This is a genomic window from Nocardia sp. Tas62D01, from assembly GCF_055232035.1.
Map to the genome: position 1 here is coordinate 4,886,421 of NZ_JBUYUZ010000001.1, position 22,943 is coordinate 4,909,363.

The window sequence follows — 22,943 nt, forward strand, 5'->3', positions numbered from 1 at the left end:
CACCCGCGCCGTTCGGCTGAGTGCCGCTGTAGATCAGGAATACCTTGACGTGCAGGTGGTTTCGCCGTTGAGAACCCCGGCGCGGAACGCGTCCACCCGGGAGAATCCGCTCGGCACCGTCCTGCCCTGCACATCGCTTGCTGCCAGTCCGTCGGTGAGCAGGCCGGACACCGCCTCGTCGAGATCTCCGGGAGAGAGCGTGATATCGCCTTGCGAGACAGGGCGATTCGGTTCCGCGAGCTTGCCGGTGGCCACGCCGGACAGGCAGGCGGCGCGCAATCCGGTCTTCGCGCCGGCGAGCTCGAGACCGTGACTCTGCTGCACCGCGAGGGTGTAGCGGGAGATGAAGACGACGTAGCCGTTGTAGTCGCCGGTCACCTTCAACGGCAGCGGATCGTCGATATCGGCGTTGGAGGTGCCACGCTGGGCCAGCTCCGGGATGTCCGTCGCGATGGTGTTCTCGGCCGGGCAATAGGAGACGGGTTCGGTGGTTACGCCGTTGCTGCAGTCGATCTTTGCGCCGGAGTAGCCGTAGGTCGGCTCCGCCGGGATGGGCAGTATCGCGGCGAGGGCCTTGCTGAGCTCGATCAGGTTTTCCTTGGTGATCGCATATTCGCCGCGGCCAGGGTCGCCAGTGAAGCTCTTCGGCAGATTGCCGCGCCGCCGCGCGATCTCATTGATATCGATGGCCTTGCAGCCCTTTGGGCCGTCGGTGAAGCCGATCTGCACGGCGGTGACCCGCTCGAAGGCCGAGCCGTGCACGCTTTCCGGATCGTCGGGGTTGGAATCGCGAATCGCGACGGTCGCGGCGAGCACCGAGTTGAGGCCGTCGGAGGTATTGATGGTGAAGTGTTTGGCGTTGCCCTCGGCCACATGCCGAATGAACGCGCCCGCGAAGCAATCGGCCTGCTGTTCCTTGACGATCACCGGGTCTTTGGGGCCCACGATCTTGGCCATGCTCTGGATGGCGTGCCCGTATTCATGGGCCAGCACCATGACCACCGACATCTTGCCGAAGGTGTCCTCCATCTTCGGCAGCAGCACGGAGCGGTCCCAGCCGATGGAGTTGTCCAGCCTGCAGTAGGCGGCGTTCACCAGGTGATAGGTGCTCTCCTTGCAGAAGTCGAGCGCATCGCTATTGGGCGCCTTGGCACTCCAGGACAGCAGCTTGTCGACCGGCTTGAACGCGCCCTGGAATTCCTTGTCGAACTCGGCGTGCCAATAGGTTTGGATGTCGTCGACGGCGTTGAGCGCGAGGATGTCGGTCGGGCTGCCGTCACCGTTGGTCGCGGCGAGCAGGGTGTCCGGGACGCCGGGCCGTGGCCCACTCGGGCCGTTGGTGGTGGGCAGCCCGGCCACCTTGAACGGGTCGTCGTATAACGAAACCGCTCGACCGTGCACCGCGCGGGTACAGCCCGCCATCAGGGTCACTGCGCACAGCACGGCCGTAATGACCGCGGTCGCTTGGAGTTTCGGCAAGGCTCCCCCTAGTCGGCCGGCAGTAGGTTCACATCGGTCGCCGGATCGAGGCAAAGGCGCGTCGGGGGCACCGCCGATGTCCGGGTGATGGAATAGTATCCGCTGCATGTCTTCACCGGGGGCGCAGACCATCACCGTGCGCCATGATGGAACCGAACGGGTCTTCGATTCGAGCAAGCCGATCACAATGGGTCGCGCGCCGGAAGTGGCGTTATTCGTCGACAGTCCGCTCGTCTCGAGGGTGCACGCGACACTGACCTGGCAGGGGAGTGCTTGGGTCCTGACCGATAACGGCAGCACCAATGGTGTTTTCGTGGACGCGCGCAGGCTCGGCCAGCCGGTGTCCATCGATCGGCCGACGCAGGTGCGACTCGGCGACGCGATCAGCGGACCGCTGCTGCATCTGCTGCCCGCGGTGCCGTCGGCGCGGCAGGCGCGGACCCACCTGGCGCCGCCGCCGGTCGAACAGCCGACGCACCGACAGCCGGGACGTCCACCGTCGCAGCCGTTGCCGCAGCAGGACGTGCCGCAGCAGCCCAACATCAACACGACCACCAAGGCCGACAGTTCGTCGCTGCCGCCGCTGCGGGCGCGTCCGGCCACCTCGCCGATCGCGAGGGGCGACCGGCTGCCGCCCGGCGGGCTCGGCATCGGCCGCACCACCGACAACCAGATCGTCGTCAACGATCCGCTGGCCTCGCGCAAGCACGCCCGCCTCATCGCGACTTCCGAGGGCCTCACCATCGAGGACCTGGGTTCGGCGAACGGCACCTTCGTCAACGGACGTCGCGAGCAGCGCACCGTGCTGCGCGAGCGCGACATCATCACCATCGGCAATATCGACTTCGTCGTCCAGCAAGGAACTTTGGTGCACCGGCAGAAGCCGGTCGCCGAGCAGGGTCTGCACGTGCACGGGGTCGGATTCACCGTCGAGGGCAACAAGCAGCTGCTCGTCGATGTCAATATGCAGGCAGGGCGCGGCACGCTGACCGCGCTGATCGGTCCGTCGGGCGCGGGCAAGTCGACGCTGTCCAAACTGATCGCGGGCACCACCCACCCCTCCGGCGGCGTGGTCACCTTCGAAGGCCGCAACCTGCATGCCGAATACGAGGCGCTGCGCTCCCGCATCGGCATGGTGCCGCAGGATGACGTGCTGCACCGCCAGCTCACCGTGCGTCAGGCCCTCGGCTATGCGGCCGAGCTGCGGCTGCCGCCGGATAACAGCAAGGCCGATCGCCAACAGGTGATCGACGGTGTGCTGAAAGAACTTTCGCTCACCGAGCACGCCGACACCAGGGTGGATCGGCTGTCGGGCGGTCAGCGCAAGCGCGCCTCGGTGGCGCTGGAACTGCTCACCGGTCCGTCGCTGCTGATCCTGGACGAACCCACCTCCGGTCTCGACCCGGCGCTGGACCGCCAGGTGATGGTGATGCTGCGTGAGCTGGCCGACGCGGGCCGCGTGGTCATCGTGGTCACCCACTCGGTGGCCTGCCTGGACATGTGCGACCAGGTGCTGCTGCTCGCGCCCGGCGGTAAGACGGCCTTCTGCGGTCATCCGGCCGGGGTCGGCGGCGCGCTCGGCACCAGCGACTGGGCGGAGATCTTCGCCAAGGTGGCCGCGAATCCGGATCAGGCGTTCGCCGCCTACCGGTCCAGACAGGCCTTCGTGCCACCGCCACCCCCGCCGTCGCGGACCGGGCCCGCGGGCAGCCCGCCACAATCCGGCGGCGGCAAGCAGTTCTCCACCCTGGCCAGACGGCAGGTGCGGCTGATCTTCGCTGACCGCGGCTATCTCGCGTTCCTGGTGATCCTGCCCTTCATTCTCGGCGTGCTGTCGCTGGTGGTGCCCGGCAAGAACGGTTTCCAACGCGGTGCGCTGCAGGCGCTACCGGACGGCACCTTCGCCCCGACCGGCGGCGGCGAGACCCAGCAGCTACTGGTGGTGCTCATCCTCGGCGCCTGCTTCATGGGTTCCACGCTGACCGTGCGTGACCTGGTCGGCGAGCGCACGATCTTCTTCCGCGAGCGAGCGGTCGGATTGAAACCCTCGGCCTATCTGATCGCGAAGATCGCCGTCTTCAGCGCCACGGCGTTCCTGCAATCGGCGGTGCTCGTCGCGATCACGCTGGCGGGTAAGAAGGCGCCGGCCGACGGGTCGGTGATTTCCAACGGCAGCATCGAGTTGTACATCGATATCTCGTTGACCGCGGTCTGCTGCGTGGTCTTCGGCCTGCTGCTTTCGAGCCTGGCCAGGTCGAACGAGCAGGTGATGCCGATGCTCGTGGTGATGATCATGGCGCAGCTGGTGATGGCGGGGGGCCTGATCCCGGTCACCGGCCGTGTGGTGCTCGAGCAGCTGTCCTGGCTGTTCCCGGCGCGCTGGGGGTACGCGTCGGGAGCGTCGACGGTGAATATTCGCGAGGTGTTCCTCAACGCGCAACCGGACCGGCTCTGGCAGCACACATCCGGCATCTGGGCGTTGGATGTCGCAATGCTCGTGGTGATCACGACGATCTTGGCCATCATCACCTGGAGCCGGTTGCGGCTGAAGAAGTCGGCGGCGTGAATCACGGTGGGCAGCAGCGCCGGACCCGATCCGGGGAGGGCGACCAACCCGATGCGCCGCGCATGTCCGGCGCGCACCAGGCACACTTATGCCTGTGACGGTGCGAGTAGGGGCAGTGCATCTCGGCTGGGATGTGGTGTCCGTGGCCGCGGGCGGCGCAGGCACGCCGATCCGCCCGGTTCAGGTGGAAGGTACATATACGCCGCCGGCGTATCTGCTGGCGGATGCGTCGGGGCGGTTGCATACGGCGGGTGTGGAGCGGCAGCGGCCGGATCTCGGGATGGCCATCGCGGACGTGCGCGACATCCTCGGGCATCCGCAGATCGTGGTGGCGGGTGCGACGTGGCCCGCGGAACTGGTGATGCGGGCCCGCATGTACAACCCACTCGCCGCCATCGGTAAGTACCTGCGAGGCAAGCCGGATGTGGTGGCCCTGCCCTTCCCGGACGGCTGGCCGGAGGAGAAGGTCGAGGTGTACGCCGAGCTGGTCGAACAGCTCGATGTCACCGTCGAGCCGCTGCCTGAGAGCGTTGCGCTCTCGGGCTATGTCCGTGCGCTCGGGCTGGTTCGCGCACCGGATGAGCGCAATTCTCGCGGCATCGGCGCCACCGGCGTGTACTCCGACGGCCGGACCATGCTGGTGGTCGCGGTGCACGGGGACGATGAGCAGCCCACCGAGTCGGTCGACATCATGGTCACCGCCGAGTCCATGCGCGATGCCCGATCCGCCGACAACGTGGTGATCGAGGTAATGGCCGCGGCCCGCTCGATCGGCGCGGACACTTCGACGGTGCTGCTTTCGGGCAATGTCTGCTTCAACGACCCGCTGCGGTTGGCCTTCCAGAATCATCTCGGGCACCGGCTGCAGGTGGCCGACCATCCGATGCACGCACTGGTGCTCGGAGCCGCGCACCTGCTGGCCACCGACAACGAAAACGGCGAACCGGAATCGGCGGGCAGGCACGCGGAGCCGACGCCGCCGCGACCGGCGCCCGCGCCGCCGCGGCAGGCCGAACAGGTGCCGTCACGACAGGACCTGTCTGCGCCGCGTCCGGTGGAACCGGCCCCACGCTCCGTGGAATCCGCGCAGCACCAGGCCGAAGCCGTCCAGCAGCAAGCCATTTCGCCGCAGCGACAGGCGCAGGCGCAGCGACAGGTCGATTCGCCGCAACGCCAAGCGAAGCCGGTGCAGGGCCGTCCGGACCAGTCGCAACCGCAATTGCCCGTCCAGTACGGGCCCGGATATCCGACCGTCGGACCAGCGCCAGAGCCGATGCCGAGCGAAGAACCGACCACCCGGGTCCCTCGCGAAGAGGTTTCCCGCGGGCTCCCGCCCGGTCTCGCTGAGCTCGGCAGCCGTTTCACCAGGCCGCCGGGCCAGCAGCCCGACGAGCAGCCGACCACCGCCATGGGCCGTCCGTCCGCCCAACCGCCCCCCCTGGCGCCGGGCGCCCCGATGCCGCCGCCGATGGGCCCGCGCACCCCGTACGGGACGCCCCCACCGGGTCCGGAGCAGGCGCGGCAGTGGGGCGAGCAGCCGCCCGAATCGGAAGACGACGACAAGCCGCGCAAAGGCAAGCGGTGGAACAAGATCAAGGACAACCTGTTCGGTGCGCCCACGGTGATCGGCGCGGTGGCGCTGGCCCTGGTCGTCATGCCGTCGCGGTCCCAGCCCGAGGTTGCTGCGGCGGTCTCCTGTGCGTTGACTCCGCAGGTGACCAACGAGCACCGGCCAGGCATTTCCCACGTCCGTGGCTTCCCGATCGCCGACCCGGACTGCGTGCGGCCGAGCATCGACACCCTGCGCTATGTGGTCCCGGCCCCACCGGGCGCCATCGACCCGGGTCCGCCGATCGAGATCTGACCGGTTTCAGTTCGTGGTAGCGCGGCTGGTATCGTGGCCCGTTGGCGTGTGGAACGTTCTTCGAGGTCCGGGTCTCCACCGGCCGCCGGAATCGCCTCGACCGCACGCCTGGCCGGCAACACCGACTACAGACAGGGAAGCACTGTGCCTACGTACAGCCCCAAGGCGGGTGACGTGACCCGTAAGTGGTACGTCATCGACGCCACTGACGTAGTGCTCGGCCGTCTTTCGGTCCAGGCAGCGAATCTGCTGCGTGGCAAGACCAAGCCGACCTACGCACCGAACTTCGATGGTGGCGACTTCGTCATCATCATCAACGCCGACAAGGTTGCCATCAGCGGCAACAAGAAGGCGGACAAGCTGATCCACCACCACTCCGGGCACCCGGGCGGCCTCAAGTCGCGCACTGTCGGTCAGGTGTTGGAGTCGCGCCCCGACCGTCTCGTGGAGAAAGCAATCAAGGGCATGATCCCGAAGAACAAGCTCGGCAACGCGATCGCAAGCAAGCTGAAGGTCTACGCGGGCCCGACGCATCCGCATGCCGCCCAGCAGCCCATTCCGTTCGAGATCAAGCAGGTGACCCAGTGACCGCACCCGAGGAATTCAACGAAGAGGTCGTCGAGGAAGCCGTCGCCGAAGACGGCAACGTCGAGGTCGTGGAAGAGGAATACGGCTACGACGCCGAGCCCGCCACCTTCGCCCCGATCGTGATCGACCGTCCGGTGCAGACCGTCGGCCGCCGCAAGGAGGCCGTTGTTCGCGTGCGTCTGGTGCCGGGCACCGGTCAGTTCACGCTGAACGGCCGCACCATCGAGGACTACTTCCCGAACAAGGTGCACCAGCAGCTGGTCAAGTCGCCGCTGGTGACCGTCGAGCGAGCCGAGTCCTTCGACATCTACGCCCGCCTGGTCGGTGGCGGTCCGTCGGGACAGGCCGGCGCGCTGCGCCTGGCGATCGCCCGCGCGCTGATCGAGGTCACCCCGGATGATCGTCCTGCCCTCAAGCGGGCCGGCTTCCTCACGCGTGACCCGCGTGCCGTCGAGCGTAAGAAGTATGGTCTGAAGAAGGCCCGCAAGGCGCCCCAGTACTCGAAGCGCTGATCTTGGCGACGTCGGCCGCTGTCTTCGGTCATCCTGGTCATGTCGGGGACGGTACGGTCGACGAGGCACCTGTACGAGAGCAGGCTTCCAGCACGGCTGGGTGCCTGCTTTCGTGCTATATCCGACATGCGGCGTTCGCAGGCCCTTCGTGGTTACACAGGCTGCCTCCTCCGGGCCTGACGCTCACGCCGCCGATCCGACATGCGGCGTTCGCAGGCCCTTCGTGGTTACACAGGCTGCCTCCTCCGGGCCTGACGCTCACGCCGCAGATCTACCGATGAGGGGCGAGGTATGGGACGTTTGTTCGGCACTGACGGAGTCCGTGGGCTTGCCAATGAGTCGCTGAGTCCGGAACTGGCGCTACAGGTTTCGGGTGCGGCCGCGCAGATCCTGAGTCGCGGCAAAAAGCGTGCGCTCGCGGTGGTCGGGCGCGATCCGCGCGCCAGCGGCGAGATGTTGGAGGCCGCGGTTACCGCGGGCCTGACCGCCGCGGGCGTGAATGTCCTGTCGGTGGGGGTGCTGCCGACGCCCGCTGTCGCCTATCTCACCGGCCTCTACGACGCGTGCCTCGGCGTGATGATCTCAGCCTCGCACAATCCCATGCCGGACAATGGAATCAAGATCTTCGCCGCGGGCGGGCACAAACTCGACGACGCGATCGAGGACCGGATCGAAGCGCTGATCGCCGAGGGCGCGCCATTGCGTCCGATCGGCGCCGCTATCGGGCGGGTGCTCAATGCGTCCGGTGCACGCGATCACGGGCTGGTCATTCCCGATCAATACAGCGTGGCGGCGACGCATGAGCGGTATGTCGAGCATCTGGTCGAGGCGACCGGGCAGGATCTGTCCAGGCTGACCGTTGTCGTCGACTGCGCGCACGGCGCCGCCTCCGAGGTCGGCCCGGCCGCGTACCGCGAGGCCGGGGCGACGGTGATCGCCATCAACGCCGAACCCGACGGTCTGAACATCAATGATGATTGCGGCTCAACGCATCTCGATCAGGTGAGCCGCGCGGTGCGTGAGCACGGCGCCGATCTCGGCATCGCACACGACGGGGACGCCGACCGCACTCTTGCTGTCGACGCCGCCGGTGCGATCGTGGACGGCGACGCCATTCTGGCGATTCTCGCCCTGGCCATGCACAAGGCAGGCGGACTGGCTAAGGACACTTTGGTCGCCACCGTCATGAGCAATCTCGGCTTGCATATCGCCATGCGCGAGGCCGGAATCACCCTGCGCACCACCGCAGTCGGTGACCGCTACGTGCTGGAGGAACTGCGCCGCGGCGGCTACAACCTGGGTGGCGAACAGTCCGGCCACGTCGTCTTCCCCGACTTCGGCACCACCGGCGACGGAATCCTCACCGGCCTCAAACTGATGGCCCGCATGGCTCGCACCCGTCGCACCCTCGCCGATCTGGCGTCGGTGATCCAGACGGTGCCGCAGGTGCTGATCAACGTCCCGGTCTCGGACAAGTCGCTGGTCGCCACCGCCCCCGAGATCCGTGAGGCCGTCCTGGAGGCCGAACGAGTACTTGGCGACGCTGGCCGAGTTCTCTTGCGCCCCAGCGGAACCGAAGAACTGGTCCGCGTCATGGTCGAAGCCACCGACCCGGTCCAAGCTCAACAACTGGCCGACGACCTCGCGAAGCGTGTTGCTTCGGTCTAGTCCTCGATGAGCTGTCGCCTGTCCATGCGCCAGCGGCGGGTAGAGCGGACGGAGTCGAGCATGCGGCGGTCATGGGTGACCAATAACAGTGTGCCGGTAAAGGATTCGATGGCCTGCTCCAGCTGTTCGATGGCGGGTAGGTCGAGGTGATTGGTGGGCTCGTCGAGGACGAGCAGGTTGACGCCGCGGGCTTGAAGCAAGGCAAGGGCGGCGCGGGTGCGCTCTCCGGGGGAGAGGGTTTCACAGGCGCGCGTCACGTGCTGGCCGCGCAAGCCGAACTTGGCGAGCAGGGTGCGGACGTCCGCGTCCGGCCAGTCCGGCATTTCGGCGCCGAAAGTGTCTGCCAGCGGGGTATTTCCACGGAACAGGCCACGAGCCTGGTCGACCTCGCCGATTTCGACGCCGGACCCGAGTTCGGCAGTTCCATTGTCTGGCTCGAGCTTTCCCAGCAGCAGTGCGAGTAATGTCGACTTACCGGATCCGTTCGCGCCGGTCAGCACGATCCGGTCGGCCCAATCCACCTGTGTGGTAATCGGACCCAGGGTGAAATCGCCGCGCGTGACGGTCGCGTTCGACAGCGTGGCGACCACCGACCCGCTGCGCGGTGCGGCGGCGATCTCCATTCGGAGCTCCCACTCCTTGCGCGGTTCCTCCACCACATCCAGTCGCTCGATACGCCGCTGGGTTTGACGGGCCTTGGCGGCCTGTTTCTCGGTGGACTCGGCGCGCATCTTGCGGCCCGCCTTGTCGGAGTCGACTTTCTTCGGATCACGGGCCTTGCGGCGGGCATTGCGCACTCCGTGCTCGAGCCAGTTCCGCTGCATCTGGGCGCGGGCTTCGAGACCGGACTTGGTGTCGGCGAACTCGTCGTAGGCCTCGCGCGCGTGCTGACGGGCGATCTCCCGCTCCATCAGGTATGAGTCGTAACTTCCGTCGTAGACCCCGACCTGCTGCTGTGCGAGGTCGAGCTCCACAATCCGATTCACGGTGCGCGCCAAGAACTCTCGGTCGTGGCTGATCACCATCAATGGCTCGCGCACCCCGGTTACGAACTGCTCCAGCCGGGCAAGGCCGTCCAGATCCAGATCGTTGGTCGGCTCGTCGAGCAGCAGAATGTCGAAGCGGGACAACAACACCGAGGCCAGCCCGGCCCGTGCCGCCTGGCCGCCGGAGAGTCCGGTCATCGGGGTGTCCAGTCCGTTCGCGAGGCTGTCGACGAGGCCGAGATCGGCCGTCACTTCCGCCGCGCGTTGATCCAGATCCGCGCCACCGAGGGCCAGCCATCGCTCCAACGCGGGCGTGTAGTCGTCGTCCCCGCCGTCGGCCAGACGTTCGGCGGCGTCGTCCATCGCCTGCTGTGCCGCGGTGACACCGGTACGGCGGCCGAGGAATTCGAGCACGGTCTCCCCGGCGACGCGTTCCGGTTCCTGCGTCAGATATCCGATGGTGGCGTCGGGCGGGCTCAGCGTGATGCTGCCGGTGGCGCTGCTGCGGTCGGCGAGCATGCGCAGCAGCGTCGACTTGCCGGCGCCGTTTACTCCCACGAGGCCGATCACGTCGCCGGGTGCCAGCGTGAGATCCAGATCCTCGAACAGGGTGCGTTCGCCGTGGCCTGCGGACAGTCCGCGCGCATGAAGAGTGGTGCTCACCTGCATAGTCTGCCGTGCTCGGTTTCTCGACCGGAGTAGGGGTTCGACCCTGAGACCGGGCCAGGGAGAAATCAGGGTCGGGATAGGTCATGGGACCGATGTGCCCGAGCGCGTTTCGGCGGAGAGTAGATGTCATGACTACATCGACTCGCCGCCTCACCCGCTCCTCCTCCGACAGCTGGATCGCCGGCGTCTGCGGTGGTATCGCCGAATACTTCGGCTGGAACGCCAACGTCGTCCGACTCCTGTTCGTGCTGTCGTGCCTGCTCCCCGGCCCCCAGTTCATCGTCTACCTGGCGCTGTGGCTGATCATCCCCAAGAAATGACAATCCTCAGCAAGTAAGACAAGGGGGCTGCATCCGGGACTCGCGGATGACAGGATGGAGCGATACCCGCTTTCGGGTGAAAAGCCGCACCATCACGCGAGTCCCGATGAGGAGGAGTCATGGTCAGCTCGGGCGATTTCCCTGGCCTGGATCTACCCGGCGTCGACGCGCACTCATCGTTGGAGGGCTTGGGCCCGGTGGAACTGCACCACCCCACCCAGGACATCGATGGCGATGGCACCCTCGACACCACAACCACCTCCGGCCCCGAAGCCATGCAGGTCTGGACGGACTGGGACCACGACGGCATCGCCGACCAGGTCACCGTCGTCGAGAAAGACGGCGACTACGCCGCCTGGGAGTTCCACCACCACCCCGACGGCACGTCCGGCTGGGTTCGCACCGACCAGGGCAAGCTCGGCCACTAGCCGCGGGTCGACCCGGGTCACCCGGCCTGCCGGTAAATTTCTCCGGTATACGACGTGGGGCAGCGCAGCTGGATCCGATGGAACCGAACGCGGACCGGGTGCGTCGAAGGAGATAAGGCGTCACCCGGCGCGGAAGCAGAGACGGAGGGGTGCACAGGATGGGTTCGGGCGACAACGTCGTTGTGAACACGGATGAGCTTGCGCGGTTGGCCAACGAGCTCCGCCAGTCAGCCGGAGAGGTTCAGGGCAGTCTCGAGAACGTCACCGACAATCTATTCGGCGTGGGCTCGAACGGCAAAGAACCGGAAGCCGGCCGAAATTACATGGCGCAAGGTAGGAAGGTTCACGACGGACTCGAGCAGCTCGGCAAGCGGCTGCAGGAGTGGACCACGGCGGGGAGTGCACTAGCCGACGCATTCGGTAAGTCGGCTGTGACATACGAGATTGTCGACGCGCAAAATGCGGACAATCAGAACAAGGTCACCTAGACCATGACGGCCAAAGGAGCTGATATCGACACAACCGGCAAGAATGTCGATGAAATTCTTGATAATGGTACGCCGGGGTTGCAGTACTGGATACAACTTGCTGGGCATTACGAAAAGGCTGCCGGTACGAACGGGGGCTACTCCAAGGACCAACTCCTGGCGCTTTACGACCAGCAGCGCGGACTGGATGTAAAGAAGCTCGAGGCCGCCGGGGAGGGCCTGGAGAAGATGTTGAAGGTGGCTGACGAGCAGGGAAGTACACAGCGTAGCCAAGAGCTGCGGATGGAATCCTTGTGGAAGGGTACTGCCGCGGAGGGGGCGCGGTACATGTTCAATCAGCAGCTCACGCTGTCGGATGCCGACCGCGAGCAGGCGCGCAAGGCGATGACCGCCATCAAAAAGGCGGTGGGCGATATTCGAGGTTCAGTCGAGCGCAAGGCTGAAATGACGCTGCGATTGCTGGGAGACGACCCCGGCGCTGGGGTCGGGGTGGGTGGGGATCGCAAATCGCCGGATGATGTCGGGACCATCATCTCTGGCGCGAACATGGGATCGGTGTGGTTCGATGGTTTCCAGGAAGATACCATTCTCGACAAGCTGAAGAATATATTTCCCGATCTCGATGCCGGAAACAGTGTATCTTCCTTTTTCCTTCAAGGATTTTCAGCTCCGGGGAGTTTCTTCTATGATAGCCCGGATTCGCCTTTTGGGAAAAAGGCGAAGGAGAGATGTCAACAGTGGCTCGACAAGGTTTTCAAGCCGGAGTACGAACGCAATCTGAAGACGTATGTCGACGCCTGTCATCTTGCCAATACTGATATCGAGGGATATTACAAGAATCTGACAGGTTCATTGGAACCTGTTTACAGCAAATACCCTCGCCCGACTAGCGAGAAGCCGAGCACGCCAGGCACCCCGAGCACCCCGGGTACTCAGACGACCCCGACGTCGACCGCGCCGACGACACCGACGTCGACCACGCCGACCGCGCCGACCACACCCACGCCGACCATACCGACGTCGACGACCCCGACCCCGACGCCGACCAATCCGCTGCAGGGGCTTGCTTCGCTGAGCCAGGTCGCCAGTCAGCTGTCTCCGCTGGCAACCAGCCTCGCTCAGTCCGTAGGCCAAGGACTCACAGCGCTGGGTAGCGGTATCAAGGACGGGGTCGACAAGGCGCTGGAGGAGATCCAGAAAACCCTCGATCCAAAGCAGGCCGAGGACAAGAACGGTGACGGCAAGCCCGATGAGAAGAAGAACGGCAAGCCAGCAGCCGAGTTCGACCTGGCTGGCAAGCATGTGAAGTTCGAGATGGGCTCGGACGGCCAGCTGAAAGCGGTGGTGACCGACGCGGACGGGAAAACCCATGAGTACCGCGTGAAGCTCGACGAGAGCGGTAAACCGGTCATCTCCACAGACGAGCCCAAGAACGATGATCCCAAGGGCGAAGCAGGAAAACCGGGAGATAAGCCGTCGACTTCGGAAGGGACACCGGCACCAGGCAACGAGAACCCGGGCCAGTCCGGCTCTGTTCCCGGCGTGCCGACCCGGCGACCGGAAGACGACGGGGAGCATAGGCCGAAGCCCATGCCGGTTCCGGGTGCGCAAGAAGCACCGCAGCAGCCCGACAGCGGTGCCGAACTGGCCGAGGCGGGTCCATTGTGAGTGGGGACGTCCGCACTATCGGTGATCATCGAGGGGAACGAACATGGTGAATTACGCCGACGAGATTGAACGCATCGGCGAGGAATCCCGCCGTCGCTCGGCCATCCTGCTGCAAGAGCTGGAAGAGACCAGGCAACATAGCGCCGTCGTCGAGCGCGAACTCGCCGAGCGGTCCGCCATCGAGATGGGGGAGTTCTGGGAGGAACACGCCGAGGAGATAGCGAAGGCCCAAGCCGAGGCCGAGCAAGCTCGTCTCGAGGCCGAGGAGAAGGAACGTCTCGAGGCCGAAGCCCGCGAGCAGCGTGAAGCGATCGCGCGTTCCATCGCCGCTCGCAGGGCCCGAGGTGTCGTCACCCCGGTGGACGAGGATGACGACCCCGAAGGCGAGTACTACCGCCGCAAGAGCTGGCTGATCTGACCCACCGAGAGCTTCGTCTTCTCCTCTTCGCGGAGGGCGTCGGGGTCGACGACGGTGGTGTGGGGAATGACCGCTTCGGGGTCGGCGAACGGGGCGTAGGTCTTGTCGCCGAGGAGTGTGTGGAGCAGATAGCCGGTGAGGACGGCGCGGGTGGTGCGGGCAGTCTTGGACTCGTGCTTGGCTGCTCCGAAGGCGACGAGGGCGCGGCGACCTTCGGCGATGCCGTTGTGGGAGGCGCCGTCGAGTTCGCGCAGGATCGCGGGGCCGCCCCAGGCTGCTGCGAGGGGGATGGCGTTGGAGCTGACGGAGTGGATGTCGGTGGCGCCGGCGAGGACCAGGGCGGGCGTGTCGATGTCGGGAGCCAGTGTTTCGGCGGAGGGGGCGGTCGGGGCCGGGAAGAGGGCGGCGACGGCGGCGATTCGGCGCTGTGTGGCGGCGATGACCGCGGCGCCCGCCCCCATGCCGTGTCCGGCCAGGGCCAGGCGGTCGGGGTGCACGCTGATCTCGCCGTCACCGAGCCGGACGCCGGTGCAGATGTCGAGGGTGGTGAGCAGGTCGGTGGCCAGGCCAAGGTGTGACGGAATCGGTCCGCGCTCGGTGTCGGGGGCCGCGGCCACAAAACCCCAGGACGCTAGGTGCTCGAGTAGCCCCCGATAGTTTGCGGCGCCGGTCAGCCAGCCGTGGCCGAACGCGACGGCGGGCAGGCTCAGTCCCGATTCAGGCGTGTACACCACCCCGGGCTGCCCGGCGATGGCCAGATTGCCGCGCAGTACCCGATGCGGGCCTTTGCTGGTCAGGGTGCTCAGAAGTGATTTCACAGACGCCGACACGACGAGAACGTTATCCGATAAGTACTCTGATGAGCCATGTGCGCAATCGTGGGGTACGTCGGGTACCGGGAGGCCCTCGGCGTTGTGGTTGACGCGTTGCGCCGCATGGAATATCGCGGGTACGACTCGGCGGGCGTCGCGATCCTCAGTGGGGCAGGCGCGATCGCGGTGGAACGCAAGGCCGGACGTCTGGCGAATCTCGAGGCCGAGCTGGCCGAAACCGGCGTTGCCCGCTTCGCCGGAACCGCTGGCATGGGTCATACCCGCTGGGCCACGCACGGCGCGCCGACCGACCGCAACGCGCACCCGCATCGGGACGACACCGGCAAGGTCGCGGTCGTCCACAACGGCATCATCGAGAACTTCGCGCCGCTGCGCCGTGAGCTGGAGGAAGCCGGCGTCGAGCTGCGCAGCGACACCGACACCGAGGTCGCCGTGCATCTGGTGGCCCGCACCTACGCCGTGGGGGCGACCGCCGGTGATTTCGTGGCGAGCGCAATTGCCGTGCTGCGTCGACTCGAGGGTGCGTTCACGCTGGTCTTCACGCACGCCGACCATCCGGACATGATTGTCGCCGCGCGCCGCTCCACCCCGCTGGTGGTGGGTGTCGGGAAGGGCGAGATGTTCGTCGCCTCCGATGTCACCGCGTTCATCGAGCACACCCGCGAGGCCGTCGAGCTCGGCCAGGACCAGGCCGTGGTGATCACCGCCGACAGCTACCAGGTCACCGACTTCGACGGCAACGACGCGAACGACCGCACCCAGCCGTTCACCATCGACTGGGATCTCGCCGCCGCCGAAAAGGGCGGCCACGACTACTTCATGCTCAAGGAGATCGAGGAGCAGCCCGCCGCTGTCGCGGACACCCTGATCGGGCATTTCACGCAGGACGAGACCGGTTCCGGTCGGATCGTGCTGGACGAGCAGCGTCTCGCCGACCAGGAACTACGCGATTTCGACAAGGTCTTCGTCGTCGCCTGCGGCAGCTCCTACCATGCCGGTCTGCTGGCCAAGTACGCGATCGAGCACTGGACCCGGCTGCCCGTCGAGGTCGAGCTGGCCAGCGAATTCCGTTACCGCGACCCGGTTTTGGATCGTTCGACGCTGGTGGTGGCGATCTCGCAATCGGGGGAGACCGCCGACACCCTGGAGGCCGTGCGGCACGCCAAGGAGCAGAAGGCGCGGGTCCTCGCGATCTGCAATACCAACGGCGCGCAGATTCCCCGCGAATCCGATGCGGTGCTCTACACCCGCACCGGCCCGGAGATCGGTGTCGCTTCGACCAAGGCATTCCTTGCCCAGGTGGCCGCGAACTACCTGGTCGGGCTGGCCCTGGCGCAGGCCCGCGGTACCAAGTACCCGGACGAGGTGGCCCGCGAGTTCGCCGAGCTCGAGGCGATGCCGAAGCTGGTCGAGCGGGTGCTGGAGACGGGCCCGCAGGTGCGGGCGCTCGCCCGAGAGTTGGCGCACGTGCCGACGGTGCTTTTCCTCGGCCGCCACGTCGGCTACCCGGTGGCGCTTGAAGGCGCGCTCAAGCTCAAGGAATTGGCGTACATGCACGCCGAGGGCTTCGCGGCGGGCGAGCTCAAGCACGGCCCGATCGCGCTGATCGAGGAGGGCCTGCCGGTGATCGTGGTGATGCCCTCGCCGAAGGGGCGCGCGGTCCTGCATTCCAAGCTGCTCAGCAATATTCGCGAGATCCAAGCCCGCGGCGCCCGCACCATCGTGATCGCCGAGGAGGGCGACGACACGGTCCGCCCGTTCGCCGACGACCTCATCGAAATCCCGTCCGCGCCAACGCTGTTCCAGCCACTGCTGTCGACGGTACCGCTGCAGATCTTTGCCGCCGAGGTAGCGCAGGCCCGCGGCTACGACGTCGACAAGCCCCGCAACCTGGCCAAGTCCGTCACCGTCGAATAGCTTTCAGCCGCACACCTTCTGACAAATACTGAATAGTCCGACGAGCGCCCGCGGCCTGGTCGAGGACCCGCTTATGCAGCGGCGGGACGGTCGCGAAGCCCAGGGCGCCGATCAGCACCACGGTGACGGCGGCGGCGGGCTTGCTGTGCGCGGTGAGGGTGATCCGGTCACGACCTCAGCGTGCGCGAGTACTCGCTGCTGGTCGTCCTTAGTCGCCAGCACGACGGACCGGGCGGTCACCTGCGGATGAACCAGGTCGCCGACGCCGTTGTGCTCAGCCAAAGCGCGACCACCCGCCTCGTCTCCTGCTTAGAGGATCGCGGCCTACTCCAGCGCTACCTGTGCCCCGACGACCGCCGCGGCATCTACACCGACGTCACCCCCGCTGGCCTCGCCCTCTTGGCCAAGCCCGCCCCACCCACGACACCGCCCTCTCGAGCGCCCTAGGCCAAGCCGCCGCCGACCCGGAACTAGCGCCGCTGGTAGCCGCCGTCGAGGCAATGAATATGCGTCGCCCCGCGGTGCTCGAGTCGGGGCGTCGCGACCGGCATGAAGACCACGGTGCGCCTCACCCAAGATGCGGCGCTCTGAGCGTGCCCAGACGATCCCGCAGCAGACCTGGCCTGAGCAGTCACTAATCGCTGATGCGCACAGGGTTCTGTCGTAGCGACGCGAAATTGTCCGTACAGGCTCGGCCGGTGTGGCCACAGCAACGATGCCCTTGTCTCGGTCGCGAGCATGAAGTTGGCACGCTTACTCGCGATGCTCGAGCTTTGGGTGTGCCAGGCCCGACTGCGGCGGACCTCGGAACTGGCGCAGTGGGCAGCTGCCGCTTGGATCGCGCGTCGGCACGGAGTCTGCTGGGCTTGTTACGTTCAGATCAGGCCTGAGCTGTCACTAAATGCTGATGCGCGCAGGGCTCTGTCATCGCAATGTGAAATTGTCCGTGCAGGCCGTGTCTCGGCAGCGAGCGCGATGCCCGGGTGCGGGGCCTGCGCCAGAAGCAGGGAGTATCGGCGCTTTTAGCCGAGTTGCCGCGAGGGCGGGCCGCTATTCGACGGTGACGGTGCCGCGCATCTCGGGGTGTAGCGAGCAGAGGTAGCGGTAGGTGCCCGGGGCGGTGAAGGTGTAGCTCCATTCGCCCTTGTCGAAGATGGGGCTGTTGATGCCCATCGCGCGGTCGCCGATGCCCTGCACCGCGTGTGGGAACTTGTCGCTGAACTTCCAGGTCACGGTGTCACCGATCTTGACGGTGACGTCGGCGGGAGAGAACTTCATGTTGTTGACATCGACGGTTACCGCTGCGGACTTCTTATCTCCGGGTGCTGGCGTGCTGGAGGCCGCCGGGTGGGACGTTTTCGTTGTCGTCGCGGCGGCTGAATTCGGCTTGTCGGAGCCGCAGCCGGACAGCAACATCGTCGCGGCCACGATGAATCCGGCTGCGACCTGGGTGAACTTCGCGCGGCTGACCATCGACATGACCGCCAAGCGTAGTCTGCTGACGACGCGGGCCAATGCAGCGCCTGCTCTGCGCAGTATTTGTTCGGCCCGAGCGAGCTCCCGGTTCGGCTGAACTGAGTGTATTCGGCTGCGCGTTGGCTGTTCGACCCGGCTGAGTGTGTTCGGCTGGACGGGTGGCTGTTCGGCTGAGTGAGTGTGTTCGGCCGGGCGGGTGGCTGTTCGACCCGGCTGAGCGTGTTCAGCCGGGCGGGTGACTGTTTGACTGGGGTGAGCGTCGGCCGAGCGGGCACCTGCTCGACCGAGCAGCTTGTTCGGCCGGGCAGTGTTGGTTCAATGCGGCCGGGCATGTTCGGCGCGGAGCTTGTCTGGCTCGGCGTAGCCCGGTCGCAGGCACGACGACAGCACCAGATCACCAGCGCCGCCGTTGGATGGCGGTGCCCGATCAACGCAGTGGAGGCGAGCTCATGTCCAGCCAGCGGGGATTCTTCACCGCCGATGAAGTGCGGGCGGCCGAGGCCGAGCTGTTCACTCGAGTTCCGGATGGCGTGCCGATGCAACGCGCGGCGCGCGGTCTGGCGACGGTCGTTGCGGGCGAACTGCGAGCGCGGACCGGTGGCGTTGCCGGACGGTCGGTGACGCTGCTCGTCGGTTCGGGTGACAACGGCGGCGACGCACTGTGGGCGGGATCGATGCTGCGCCGCCGCGGCGTCGCGGTCGACGCCGTACTGCTGAATCCCGAACGCGCACATGCGCAAGGTCTCGCCGCGCTGCGAAAGACCGGTGGACGAGTGCGGTCCGTAATCGGTGATCCCGACCTGGTGATCGACGGCATCGTCGGCATCTCCGGCCGTGGGCCGCTCCGCCAGAATGCCGCGGAACTTGTTGCGGCGGTCGGCGTTCCGATCATCGCCGTGGACCTGCCCAGCGGTGTCGATCCCGACACCGGCGCCGTCGCAGGACCCGCTGTCCGTGCCGATGTCACCGTCACATTCGGCGCATACAAACCCGTTCACGTCCTGGCTGCGCCCTACTGTGGCCGAATCGAGCTGGTGCCCATCGGTTTACGCCTACCGGAACCGAATCTGGCTGCGCTGGAACCTGCGTCGATCGGTGCGCTCTGGCCGATCCCGGGACCCACCGACGACAAGTACACCCAGGGTGTCACGGGCGTATGCGCAGGCAGCGCAACGTATCCGGGCGCGGCCGTGCTGTGCACCGGCGCCGCGGTCGCGGCCACCTCGGGCATGGTCCGCTACGCCGGAACCGGCTCCGCCGACGTGCTCGCACATTTCCCGGAAGTCATTGCCGCCCAGAGTGTCTCGGATACCGGCCGCGTCCAGTCCTGGATATTCGGCCCCGGTGCGGGCACCGGCGCCGACGCCCACAAACGGCTCGCGGAAATCCTCGCCACCGACCTCCCCGTCGTCGTCGACGCGGATGGCCTCACCCTGCTCGCCGCTGACCCCGATCTCGTCCGCGGCCGATCCGCACCGACCGTATTGACCCCGCACGCAGGCGAATTCGCCCGACTGACCGGACACGAAGTAGGCCAGGACCGAGTCGTCGCCGTCCGCGACCTCGCCGATTCCTGGCAGACCACCGTCCTACTGAAGGGCCGCGCCACCCTCGTCGCCACGCCGGGCGCACCGGTGCTCGTCAACGAGGCGGGCGGTTCCTGGGCCGCCACCGCAGGCGCGGGCGACATCCTCTCCGGCATCATCGGCGCCCTCCTCGCCGCAGGCCGTGACCCCGCCTGGGCCGCCGCCGCAGCCGCCCGAGCCCACTCCTTGGCCGCCAACCTCGCCGCCCACGAGAACCACCCAGCGGGTGCCCCCACCTCGGCGACCCCACTTCTGCAGCACGTCCGCCCCGCCATCCGCACCTTGCGCGCCTTGACCGCATCCTGACCGGCGACGTCCAGTGACATCGGGCAACTGCGCGCCGCAGGCGAATCCGCTTCTGCAGCACGTCCACCTCGCGATTCGCATCTGTGGGCAATGGCCGCCTCTCACCCCGGACGACGATGCCTGATGGAGCAAACCGGCATCTGTCCACGAGGTCTAGCCGTCGTTGGTGTCCGGCCGCAACTGTGCTGGCTCCAGCGCCGCGGAGTCTCAACCTGTCGGTCTTTCACCTCTGTGACCCGACTTCTGGTCCCGCCAGGTCTGTCGTTCGCACCCGCGCACAGGCCGTGCCTGACCTGGCTTCCGCCACCCCATTGCATAAGCAACCGCGGGATCACGTCGTCGGTGTCTGCGAGTTCACTCTTCGAGCACGCCCGTCCCGCAATCCCAGCTCGCCGCTCCGGAGTCCTGACCTCCGGGACCACCGAATGTCGGCGGACTCGGCTGGGACGCACTCGGGCCCGAAGGGAACGCCCTCGCGGGCCCGGATGGGCGGATGGCAGGATCAATAGGCGTGAATGCGCAAGTGGAGACGGTTGTCGATCTGGATGCCATTGCCCACAACGTGCGGGTCCTGCGGGAGCATGCGGGGGATGCCGCGGTGATGGCGGTGGTTAAGGCTGATGGCTATAACCATGGTGCCGTTGAGGTGGGGCGGACAGCGCTGGCGACGGGGGCGGCTGAGCTCGGTGTCACCACGATCGGTGAGGCGGTTGCGCTGCGTGCGGCGGGGATCAGCGCGCCGATTCTGTGCTGGCTCAACAATTCCGACGCTGATTTCGGCGCTGCGGTGGCCGCCGATGTCGAGATCGGTGTGTCCTCGCTCGCGCATCTGCGGGAGGTCGAGGCTGCGGCGCTCCGCATCGGACGGACCGCGACCGTCACACTGAAGATCGACACCGGCCTCAACCGCAACGGCGTATCGAGCGTCGAATACCCGCTGGTGCTCGCGGCGTTGCGCGCCCTGGTGGACGAGCAGGTGGTGCGGTTCCGGGCGATCTTCACTCATCTCGCGCATGCCGATGAACCGCAGCATCCGATGATCGACGTGCAACGCGATCGTTTCCTCGAGGCCATCGCCGCCGCCAAGGAGCAGGGTCTCGAGCCCGAGGTGGTGCACCTGGCGAACTCGGCCGCCGCACTGACCCGGCCCGATCTGGCCTTCGACATGGTGCGCTCTGGTATCGCGGTGTACGGCCTGTCACCGGTGCCGGACATCTCCGACTTCGGGTTACGTCCGGCGATGACCTTCCAGGCCAGGGTCGCCCTGGTGAAGCCCGTCTCCGCGGGCGAGGGCGTGTCCTACGGGCACGAGTGGATCGCGCCGCACGACACCACCGTCGCACTTGTCCCCGCCGGATATGCCGACGGTGTGTTCCGCAACCTTGGCGGTCATTTCTCGGTGTGGCTCGGCGGCGCCGCCCGCCCCAGTGTCGGCCGGGTCTGCATGGACCAGGTAGTCGTCGACCTGGGCGACAATGCGGCGGGCGTCGCGGAGGGCGACACCGCGGTCCTGTTCGGTGCGGGCGAAGGTGAACCGCGCGCGCAGGATTGGGCGGACGCGATCGGGACAATCCATTACGAGGTCGTGTGTTCCCCGCACGGCCGAGTGGTTCGACGACACGTGGGTGGCACCGGATGAGCAGATCGAAACGCACGACCGTGCTGTGCGGCGGGATGGCGACAGCGAGCGTCGTGGGCGCCTTGGCCGGTGCGCACGCGCTGCGCCGCGCGGGCGCGAAGGTGCTCTGGCCCGCCCGCCATGACGAATATCGCGACGAGAATTTCGCGCTGCTCGAGGCGGACCGGGCCGGCACCGTGCTCACCGAGGACGGCGTGCGGCTGGCCACCCGCGAATGCGGCCCCGCGGACGCGCCGGTCACCGTGATCTTCGTGCACGGCCTCTGTAACAGCATGGAATCCTTCCACTTCCAGCGTCGCGATCTGGAAAAGCATTGGGGTGCAAGGGCTCGGCTGGTGTTCTTCGACCTGCGCGGGCACGGCAGCTCCGGCGCCCCGACCACCGAGAGCTGCACCGTCGCCCAACTGGGCCGTGACCTGGCCGCGGTCATCGAGTCGCGCGCGCCGACCGGACCTGTTGTGCTGGTCGGTCATTCGCTCGGCGGGATGGCGGTGCTCGCCGCGGCCGCGCAGTTCGCCGAACTGTTCGCCGCGCGCGTGATCGGTATCGGCCTGCTGTCGACCGCCGCGGCAGAGGTCACCTCCGCGGGGATCGCGCAACTACTACGCAACCCGGCGGTCGACGGATTTCGACTGGCCGTGCACGCCGCGCCCGCGCTGGTTCAGGCGAGCCGGGCAACGGTGCGACACGTGATCAATCCGATCCTGCACGTCAGCTCGTATCACGGCCCGGTGAGCCCGACCCTGTCCCGCTTCACCACGCTGATGATCGATCGCACCCCGGTCGAGACGATCGTGAAATTCCTGAAAGCGATCGAGCTGCACGACGAATCGGCGGCGCTGCCCACCCTCGCGCACCTTCCCGTGCTGGTACTCGGCGGCGCACACGATCTGGTGATCCCGTTCCGCAATTCCCGTGCGCTGGCCGACGCACTGCCCAATAGTGAACTCATCCGCCTCGACGGCGCCGCGCACATGGCACACCTGCAGTTCCCGGAGATCGTCAACACCGCACTCGATCGGCTACTGGTGCGCGCCGGTGCGATCGAACCGAGCGCGACCGTATCGGAGGTCTTCGGTGGCTGAACGGCAACAGCGCATCCTGCCCACCGTCGAGGACACCGAGGCGTTCGGTCGCGAACTCGCCGCCGAACTCAACGCCGGCGACCTGGTGGTGCTGGACGGTCCGCTCGGTGCGGGCAAGACGGCGCTGACCCGTGGCATCGCCGCGGGCCTCGGCGTGCAGGGGCGGGTCAGTTCACCGACGTTCATCATCGCCCGTCAGCACCGGGCGGGGCAGCGCGAAGGCTCCGCGCCGGTGCCGCTGGTGCACGTCGACGCATATCGGCTGGGTGGCAACCTGGACGAACTCGACGCCCTTGATCTCGACACGGATTTGCATCAGGCGGTCGTCGTGGTGGAGTGGGGCAGTGGCGTCGTGGAACACTTGGCCGAGCACCACCTCTATGTACTGCTGTCGCGCGAGCCGGATTCCGAGGTGCGCACGGCGATCTGGGAATGGGTGCACTAGCC

Annotated in this window: 19 protein-coding genes and 1 pseudogene; 16 read left to right on the forward strand and 4 right to left on the reverse strand. The window is 66.8% G+C overall.

Annotated features, from left to right (window positions below):
* Positions 1-33: 33 nt before the first annotated feature.
* Positions 34-1,422, reverse strand: a complete 1,389-nt coding sequence (locus ACV7NQ_RS22930) for a neutral zinc metallopeptidase (protein WP_463365781.1) — start codon at positions 1,420-1,422, stop codon at positions 34-36.
* A 163-nt stretch (positions 1,423-1,585) separates the two neighbouring features.
* Here ACV7NQ_RS22930 and ACV7NQ_RS22935 point away from each other — a divergent pair, with 163 nt between their 5' ends.
* The 5 genes from ACV7NQ_RS22935 to glmM all read left to right on the forward strand — a co-directional run bounded on the left by ACV7NQ_RS22935 (position 1,586) and on the right by glmM (position 8,677).
* Positions 1,586-4,045 (forward strand): FHA domain-containing protein, encoded by a 2,460-nt coding sequence (locus tag ACV7NQ_RS22935; RefSeq protein WP_463361527.1) that lies wholly within the window; start codon positions 1,586-1,588, stop codon positions 4,043-4,045.
* Positions 4,046-4,139: 94 nt separating this feature from the next.
* Positions 4,140-5,909 carry a hypothetical protein gene (locus ACV7NQ_RS22940; RefSeq protein ID WP_463361528.1) on the forward strand — a complete coding sequence of 590 codons (1,770 nt, stop codon included), beginning with the start codon at positions 4,140-4,142 and terminating at the stop codon, positions 5,907-5,909.
* A 144-nt stretch (positions 5,910-6,053) separates the two neighbouring features.
* Entirely contained in the window at positions 6,054-6,497 is a 444-nt protein-coding gene (gene rplM / locus ACV7NQ_RS22945) for a 50S ribosomal protein L13 (protein ID WP_463361529.1), read from the forward strand.
* On the forward strand, positions 6,494-7,009 hold the full coding sequence (gene rpsI, locus ACV7NQ_RS22950; protein ID WP_463361530.1) for a 30S ribosomal protein S9: 516 nt from the start codon (positions 6,494-6,496) through the stop codon (positions 7,007-7,009). The genes rplM and rpsI overlap by 4 nt, the downstream gene beginning before the upstream one ends.
* Positions 7,010-7,300: 291 nt before the next feature.
* A complete protein-coding gene (gene glmM, locus ACV7NQ_RS22955; protein WP_463361531.1) occupies positions 7,301-8,677 on the forward strand; it encodes a phosphoglucosamine mutase in 1,377 nt (458 codons plus the stop codon).
* Here the strand turns inward: glmM and ACV7NQ_RS22960 are convergent.
* Positions 8,674-10,332 (reverse strand): ABC-F family ATP-binding cassette domain-containing protein, encoded by a 1,659-nt coding sequence (locus ACV7NQ_RS22960; RefSeq protein ID WP_463361532.1) that lies wholly within the window; start codon positions 10,330-10,332, stop codon positions 8,674-8,676. The genes glmM and ACV7NQ_RS22960 overlap by 4 nt on opposite strands.
* A 128-nt stretch (positions 10,333-10,460) precedes the next feature.
* On the opposite strand from ACV7NQ_RS22960, the gene ACV7NQ_RS22965 reads away from it, so the two are divergent.
* The 5 genes from ACV7NQ_RS22965 to ACV7NQ_RS22985 all read left to right on the forward strand — a co-directional run bounded on the left by ACV7NQ_RS22965 (position 10,461) and on the right by ACV7NQ_RS22985 (position 13,654).
* On the forward strand, positions 10,461-10,652 hold the full coding sequence (locus tag ACV7NQ_RS22965; protein ID WP_463361533.1) for a PspC domain-containing protein: 192 nt from the start codon (positions 10,461-10,463) through the stop codon (positions 10,650-10,652).
* Between the two features lie 119 nt (positions 10,653-10,771).
* Entirely contained in the window at positions 10,772-11,080 is a 309-nt protein-coding gene (locus tag ACV7NQ_RS22970; RefSeq protein WP_463361534.1) for a DUF6802 family protein, read from the forward strand.
* A gap of 158 nt (positions 11,081-11,238) precedes the next feature.
* Positions 11,239-11,568, forward strand: coding sequence for a type VII secretion target (locus tag ACV7NQ_RS22975; RefSeq protein ID WP_463361535.1), 330 nt, complete (start codon positions 11,239-11,241; stop codon positions 11,566-11,568).
* Positions 11,569-11,571: 3 nt separating this feature from the next.
* Complete coding sequence (locus ACV7NQ_RS22980; protein WP_463361536.1) at positions 11,572-13,236, forward strand: hypothetical protein; 1,665 nt, start codon at positions 11,572-11,574, stop codon at positions 13,234-13,236.
* A 43-nt stretch (positions 13,237-13,279) separates the two neighbouring features.
* On the forward strand, positions 13,280-13,654 hold the full coding sequence (locus ACV7NQ_RS22985; protein ID WP_463361537.1) for a hypothetical protein: 375 nt from the start codon (positions 13,280-13,282) through the stop codon (positions 13,652-13,654).
* On the opposite strand, the gene ACV7NQ_RS22990 is transcribed toward ACV7NQ_RS22985, so the two are convergent.
* Positions 13,627-14,484 (reverse strand): dienelactone hydrolase family protein, encoded by an 858-nt coding sequence (locus ACV7NQ_RS22990; protein ID WP_463361538.1) that lies wholly within the window; start codon positions 14,482-14,484, stop codon positions 13,627-13,629. The two genes, ACV7NQ_RS22985 and ACV7NQ_RS22990, sit on opposite strands and share 28 nt — an antisense overlap.
* Positions 14,485-14,520: 36 nt before the next feature.
* Here ACV7NQ_RS22990 and glmS point away from each other — a divergent pair, with 36 nt between their 5' ends.
* On the forward strand, positions 14,521-16,404 hold the full coding sequence (glmS, locus tag ACV7NQ_RS22995; RefSeq protein WP_463361539.1) for a glutamine--fructose-6-phosphate transaminase (isomerizing): 1,884 nt from the start codon (positions 14,521-14,523) through the stop codon (positions 16,402-16,404).
* A 165-nt stretch (positions 16,405-16,569) separates the two neighbouring features.
* Positions 16,570-16,901: pseudogene (locus tag ACV7NQ_RS23000) on the forward strand (MarR family winged helix-turn-helix transcriptional regulator); the annotation flags it as partial.
* A gap of 553 nt (positions 16,902-17,454) precedes the next feature.
* On the opposite strand, the gene ACV7NQ_RS23005 reads toward ACV7NQ_RS23000, so the two are convergent.
* Positions 17,455-17,883 (reverse strand): plastocyanin/azurin family copper-binding protein, encoded by a 429-nt coding sequence (locus ACV7NQ_RS23005; RefSeq protein WP_463361540.1) that lies wholly within the window; start codon positions 17,881-17,883, stop codon positions 17,455-17,457.
* 446 nt (positions 17,884-18,329) lie between these two features.
* Between ACV7NQ_RS23005 and ACV7NQ_RS23010 the strand changes: the two genes are divergently transcribed.
* The 4 genes from ACV7NQ_RS23010 to tsaE all read left to right on the forward strand — a co-directional run bounded on the left by ACV7NQ_RS23010 (position 18,330) and on the right by tsaE (position 22,941).
* The gene (locus ACV7NQ_RS23010) at positions 18,330-19,772 is read left to right on the forward strand and encodes an NAD(P)H-hydrate dehydratase (RefSeq protein ID WP_463361541.1); all 1,443 of its coding nucleotides are present in this window, start codon (positions 18,330-18,332) and stop codon (positions 19,770-19,772) included.
* A gap of 493 nt (positions 19,773-20,265) precedes the next feature.
* Positions 20,266-21,411 (forward strand): alanine racemase, encoded by a 1,146-nt coding sequence (gene alr / locus ACV7NQ_RS23015; protein ID WP_463361542.1) that lies wholly within the window; start codon positions 20,266-20,268, stop codon positions 21,409-21,411.
* Positions 21,408-22,496, forward strand: coding sequence for an alpha/beta fold hydrolase (locus tag ACV7NQ_RS23020; protein WP_463361543.1), 1,089 nt, complete (start codon positions 21,408-21,410; stop codon positions 22,494-22,496). The genes alr and ACV7NQ_RS23020 overlap by 4 nt, the downstream gene beginning before the upstream one ends.
* A complete protein-coding gene (gene tsaE, locus ACV7NQ_RS23025; protein WP_463361544.1) occupies positions 22,489-22,941 on the forward strand; it encodes a tRNA (adenosine(37)-N6)-threonylcarbamoyltransferase complex ATPase subunit type 1 TsaE in 453 nt (150 codons plus the stop codon). The genes ACV7NQ_RS23020 and tsaE overlap by 8 nt, the downstream gene beginning before the upstream one ends.
* The last annotated feature ends 2 nt before the right edge of the window (positions 22,942-22,943 follow it).

Excerpts from the sequence above, each read along its gene's own strand:
- ACV7NQ_RS23005 (WP_463361540.1), bottom strand. The coding sequence starts at position 17,883 with ATGTCGATGGTCAGCCGCGCGAAGTTCACCCAGGTCGCAGCCGGATTC.
- glmS (WP_463361539.1), top strand. The coding sequence starts at position 14,521 with ATGTGCGCAATCGTGGGGTACGTCGGGTACCGGGAGGCCCTCGGCGTT.
- ACV7NQ_RS23010 (WP_463361541.1), top strand. The coding sequence starts at position 18,330 with ATGTCCAGCCAGCGGGGATTCTTCACCGCCGATGAAGTGCGGGCGGCC.
- ACV7NQ_RS22930 (WP_463365781.1), bottom strand. The coding sequence starts at position 1,422 with ATGGCGGGCTGTACCCGCGCGGTGCACGGTCGAGCGGTTTCGTTATAC.
- ACV7NQ_RS22970 (WP_463361534.1), top strand. The coding sequence starts at position 10,772 with ATGGTCAGCTCGGGCGATTTCCCTGGCCTGGATCTACCCGGCGTCGAC.
- ACV7NQ_RS22935 (WP_463361527.1), top strand. The coding sequence starts at position 1,586 with ATGTCTTCACCGGGGGCGCAGACCATCACCGTGCGCCATGATGGAACC.
- alr (WP_463361542.1), top strand. The coding sequence starts at position 20,266 with ATGGCAGGATCAATAGGCGTGAATGCGCAAGTGGAGACGGTTGTCGAT.
- ACV7NQ_RS22985 (WP_463361537.1), top strand. The coding sequence starts at position 13,280 with ATGGTGAATTACGCCGACGAGATTGAACGCATCGGCGAGGAATCCCGC.
- ACV7NQ_RS22975 (WP_463361535.1), top strand. The coding sequence starts at position 11,239 with ATGGGTTCGGGCGACAACGTCGTTGTGAACACGGATGAGCTTGCGCGG.
- ACV7NQ_RS22960 (WP_463361532.1), bottom strand. The coding sequence starts at position 10,332 with ATGCAGGTGAGCACCACTCTTCATGCGCGCGGACTGTCCGCAGGCCAC.
- glmM (WP_463361531.1), top strand. The coding sequence starts at position 7,301 with ATGGGACGTTTGTTCGGCACTGACGGAGTCCGTGGGCTTGCCAATGAG.
- ACV7NQ_RS22980 (WP_463361536.1), top strand. The coding sequence starts at position 11,572 with ATGACGGCCAAAGGAGCTGATATCGACACAACCGGCAAGAATGTCGAT.
- ACV7NQ_RS22965 (WP_463361533.1), top strand. The coding sequence starts at position 10,461 with ATGACTACATCGACTCGCCGCCTCACCCGCTCCTCCTCCGACAGCTGG.
- ACV7NQ_RS23020 (WP_463361543.1), top strand. The coding sequence starts at position 21,408 with ATGAGCAGATCGAAACGCACGACCGTGCTGTGCGGCGGGATGGCGACA.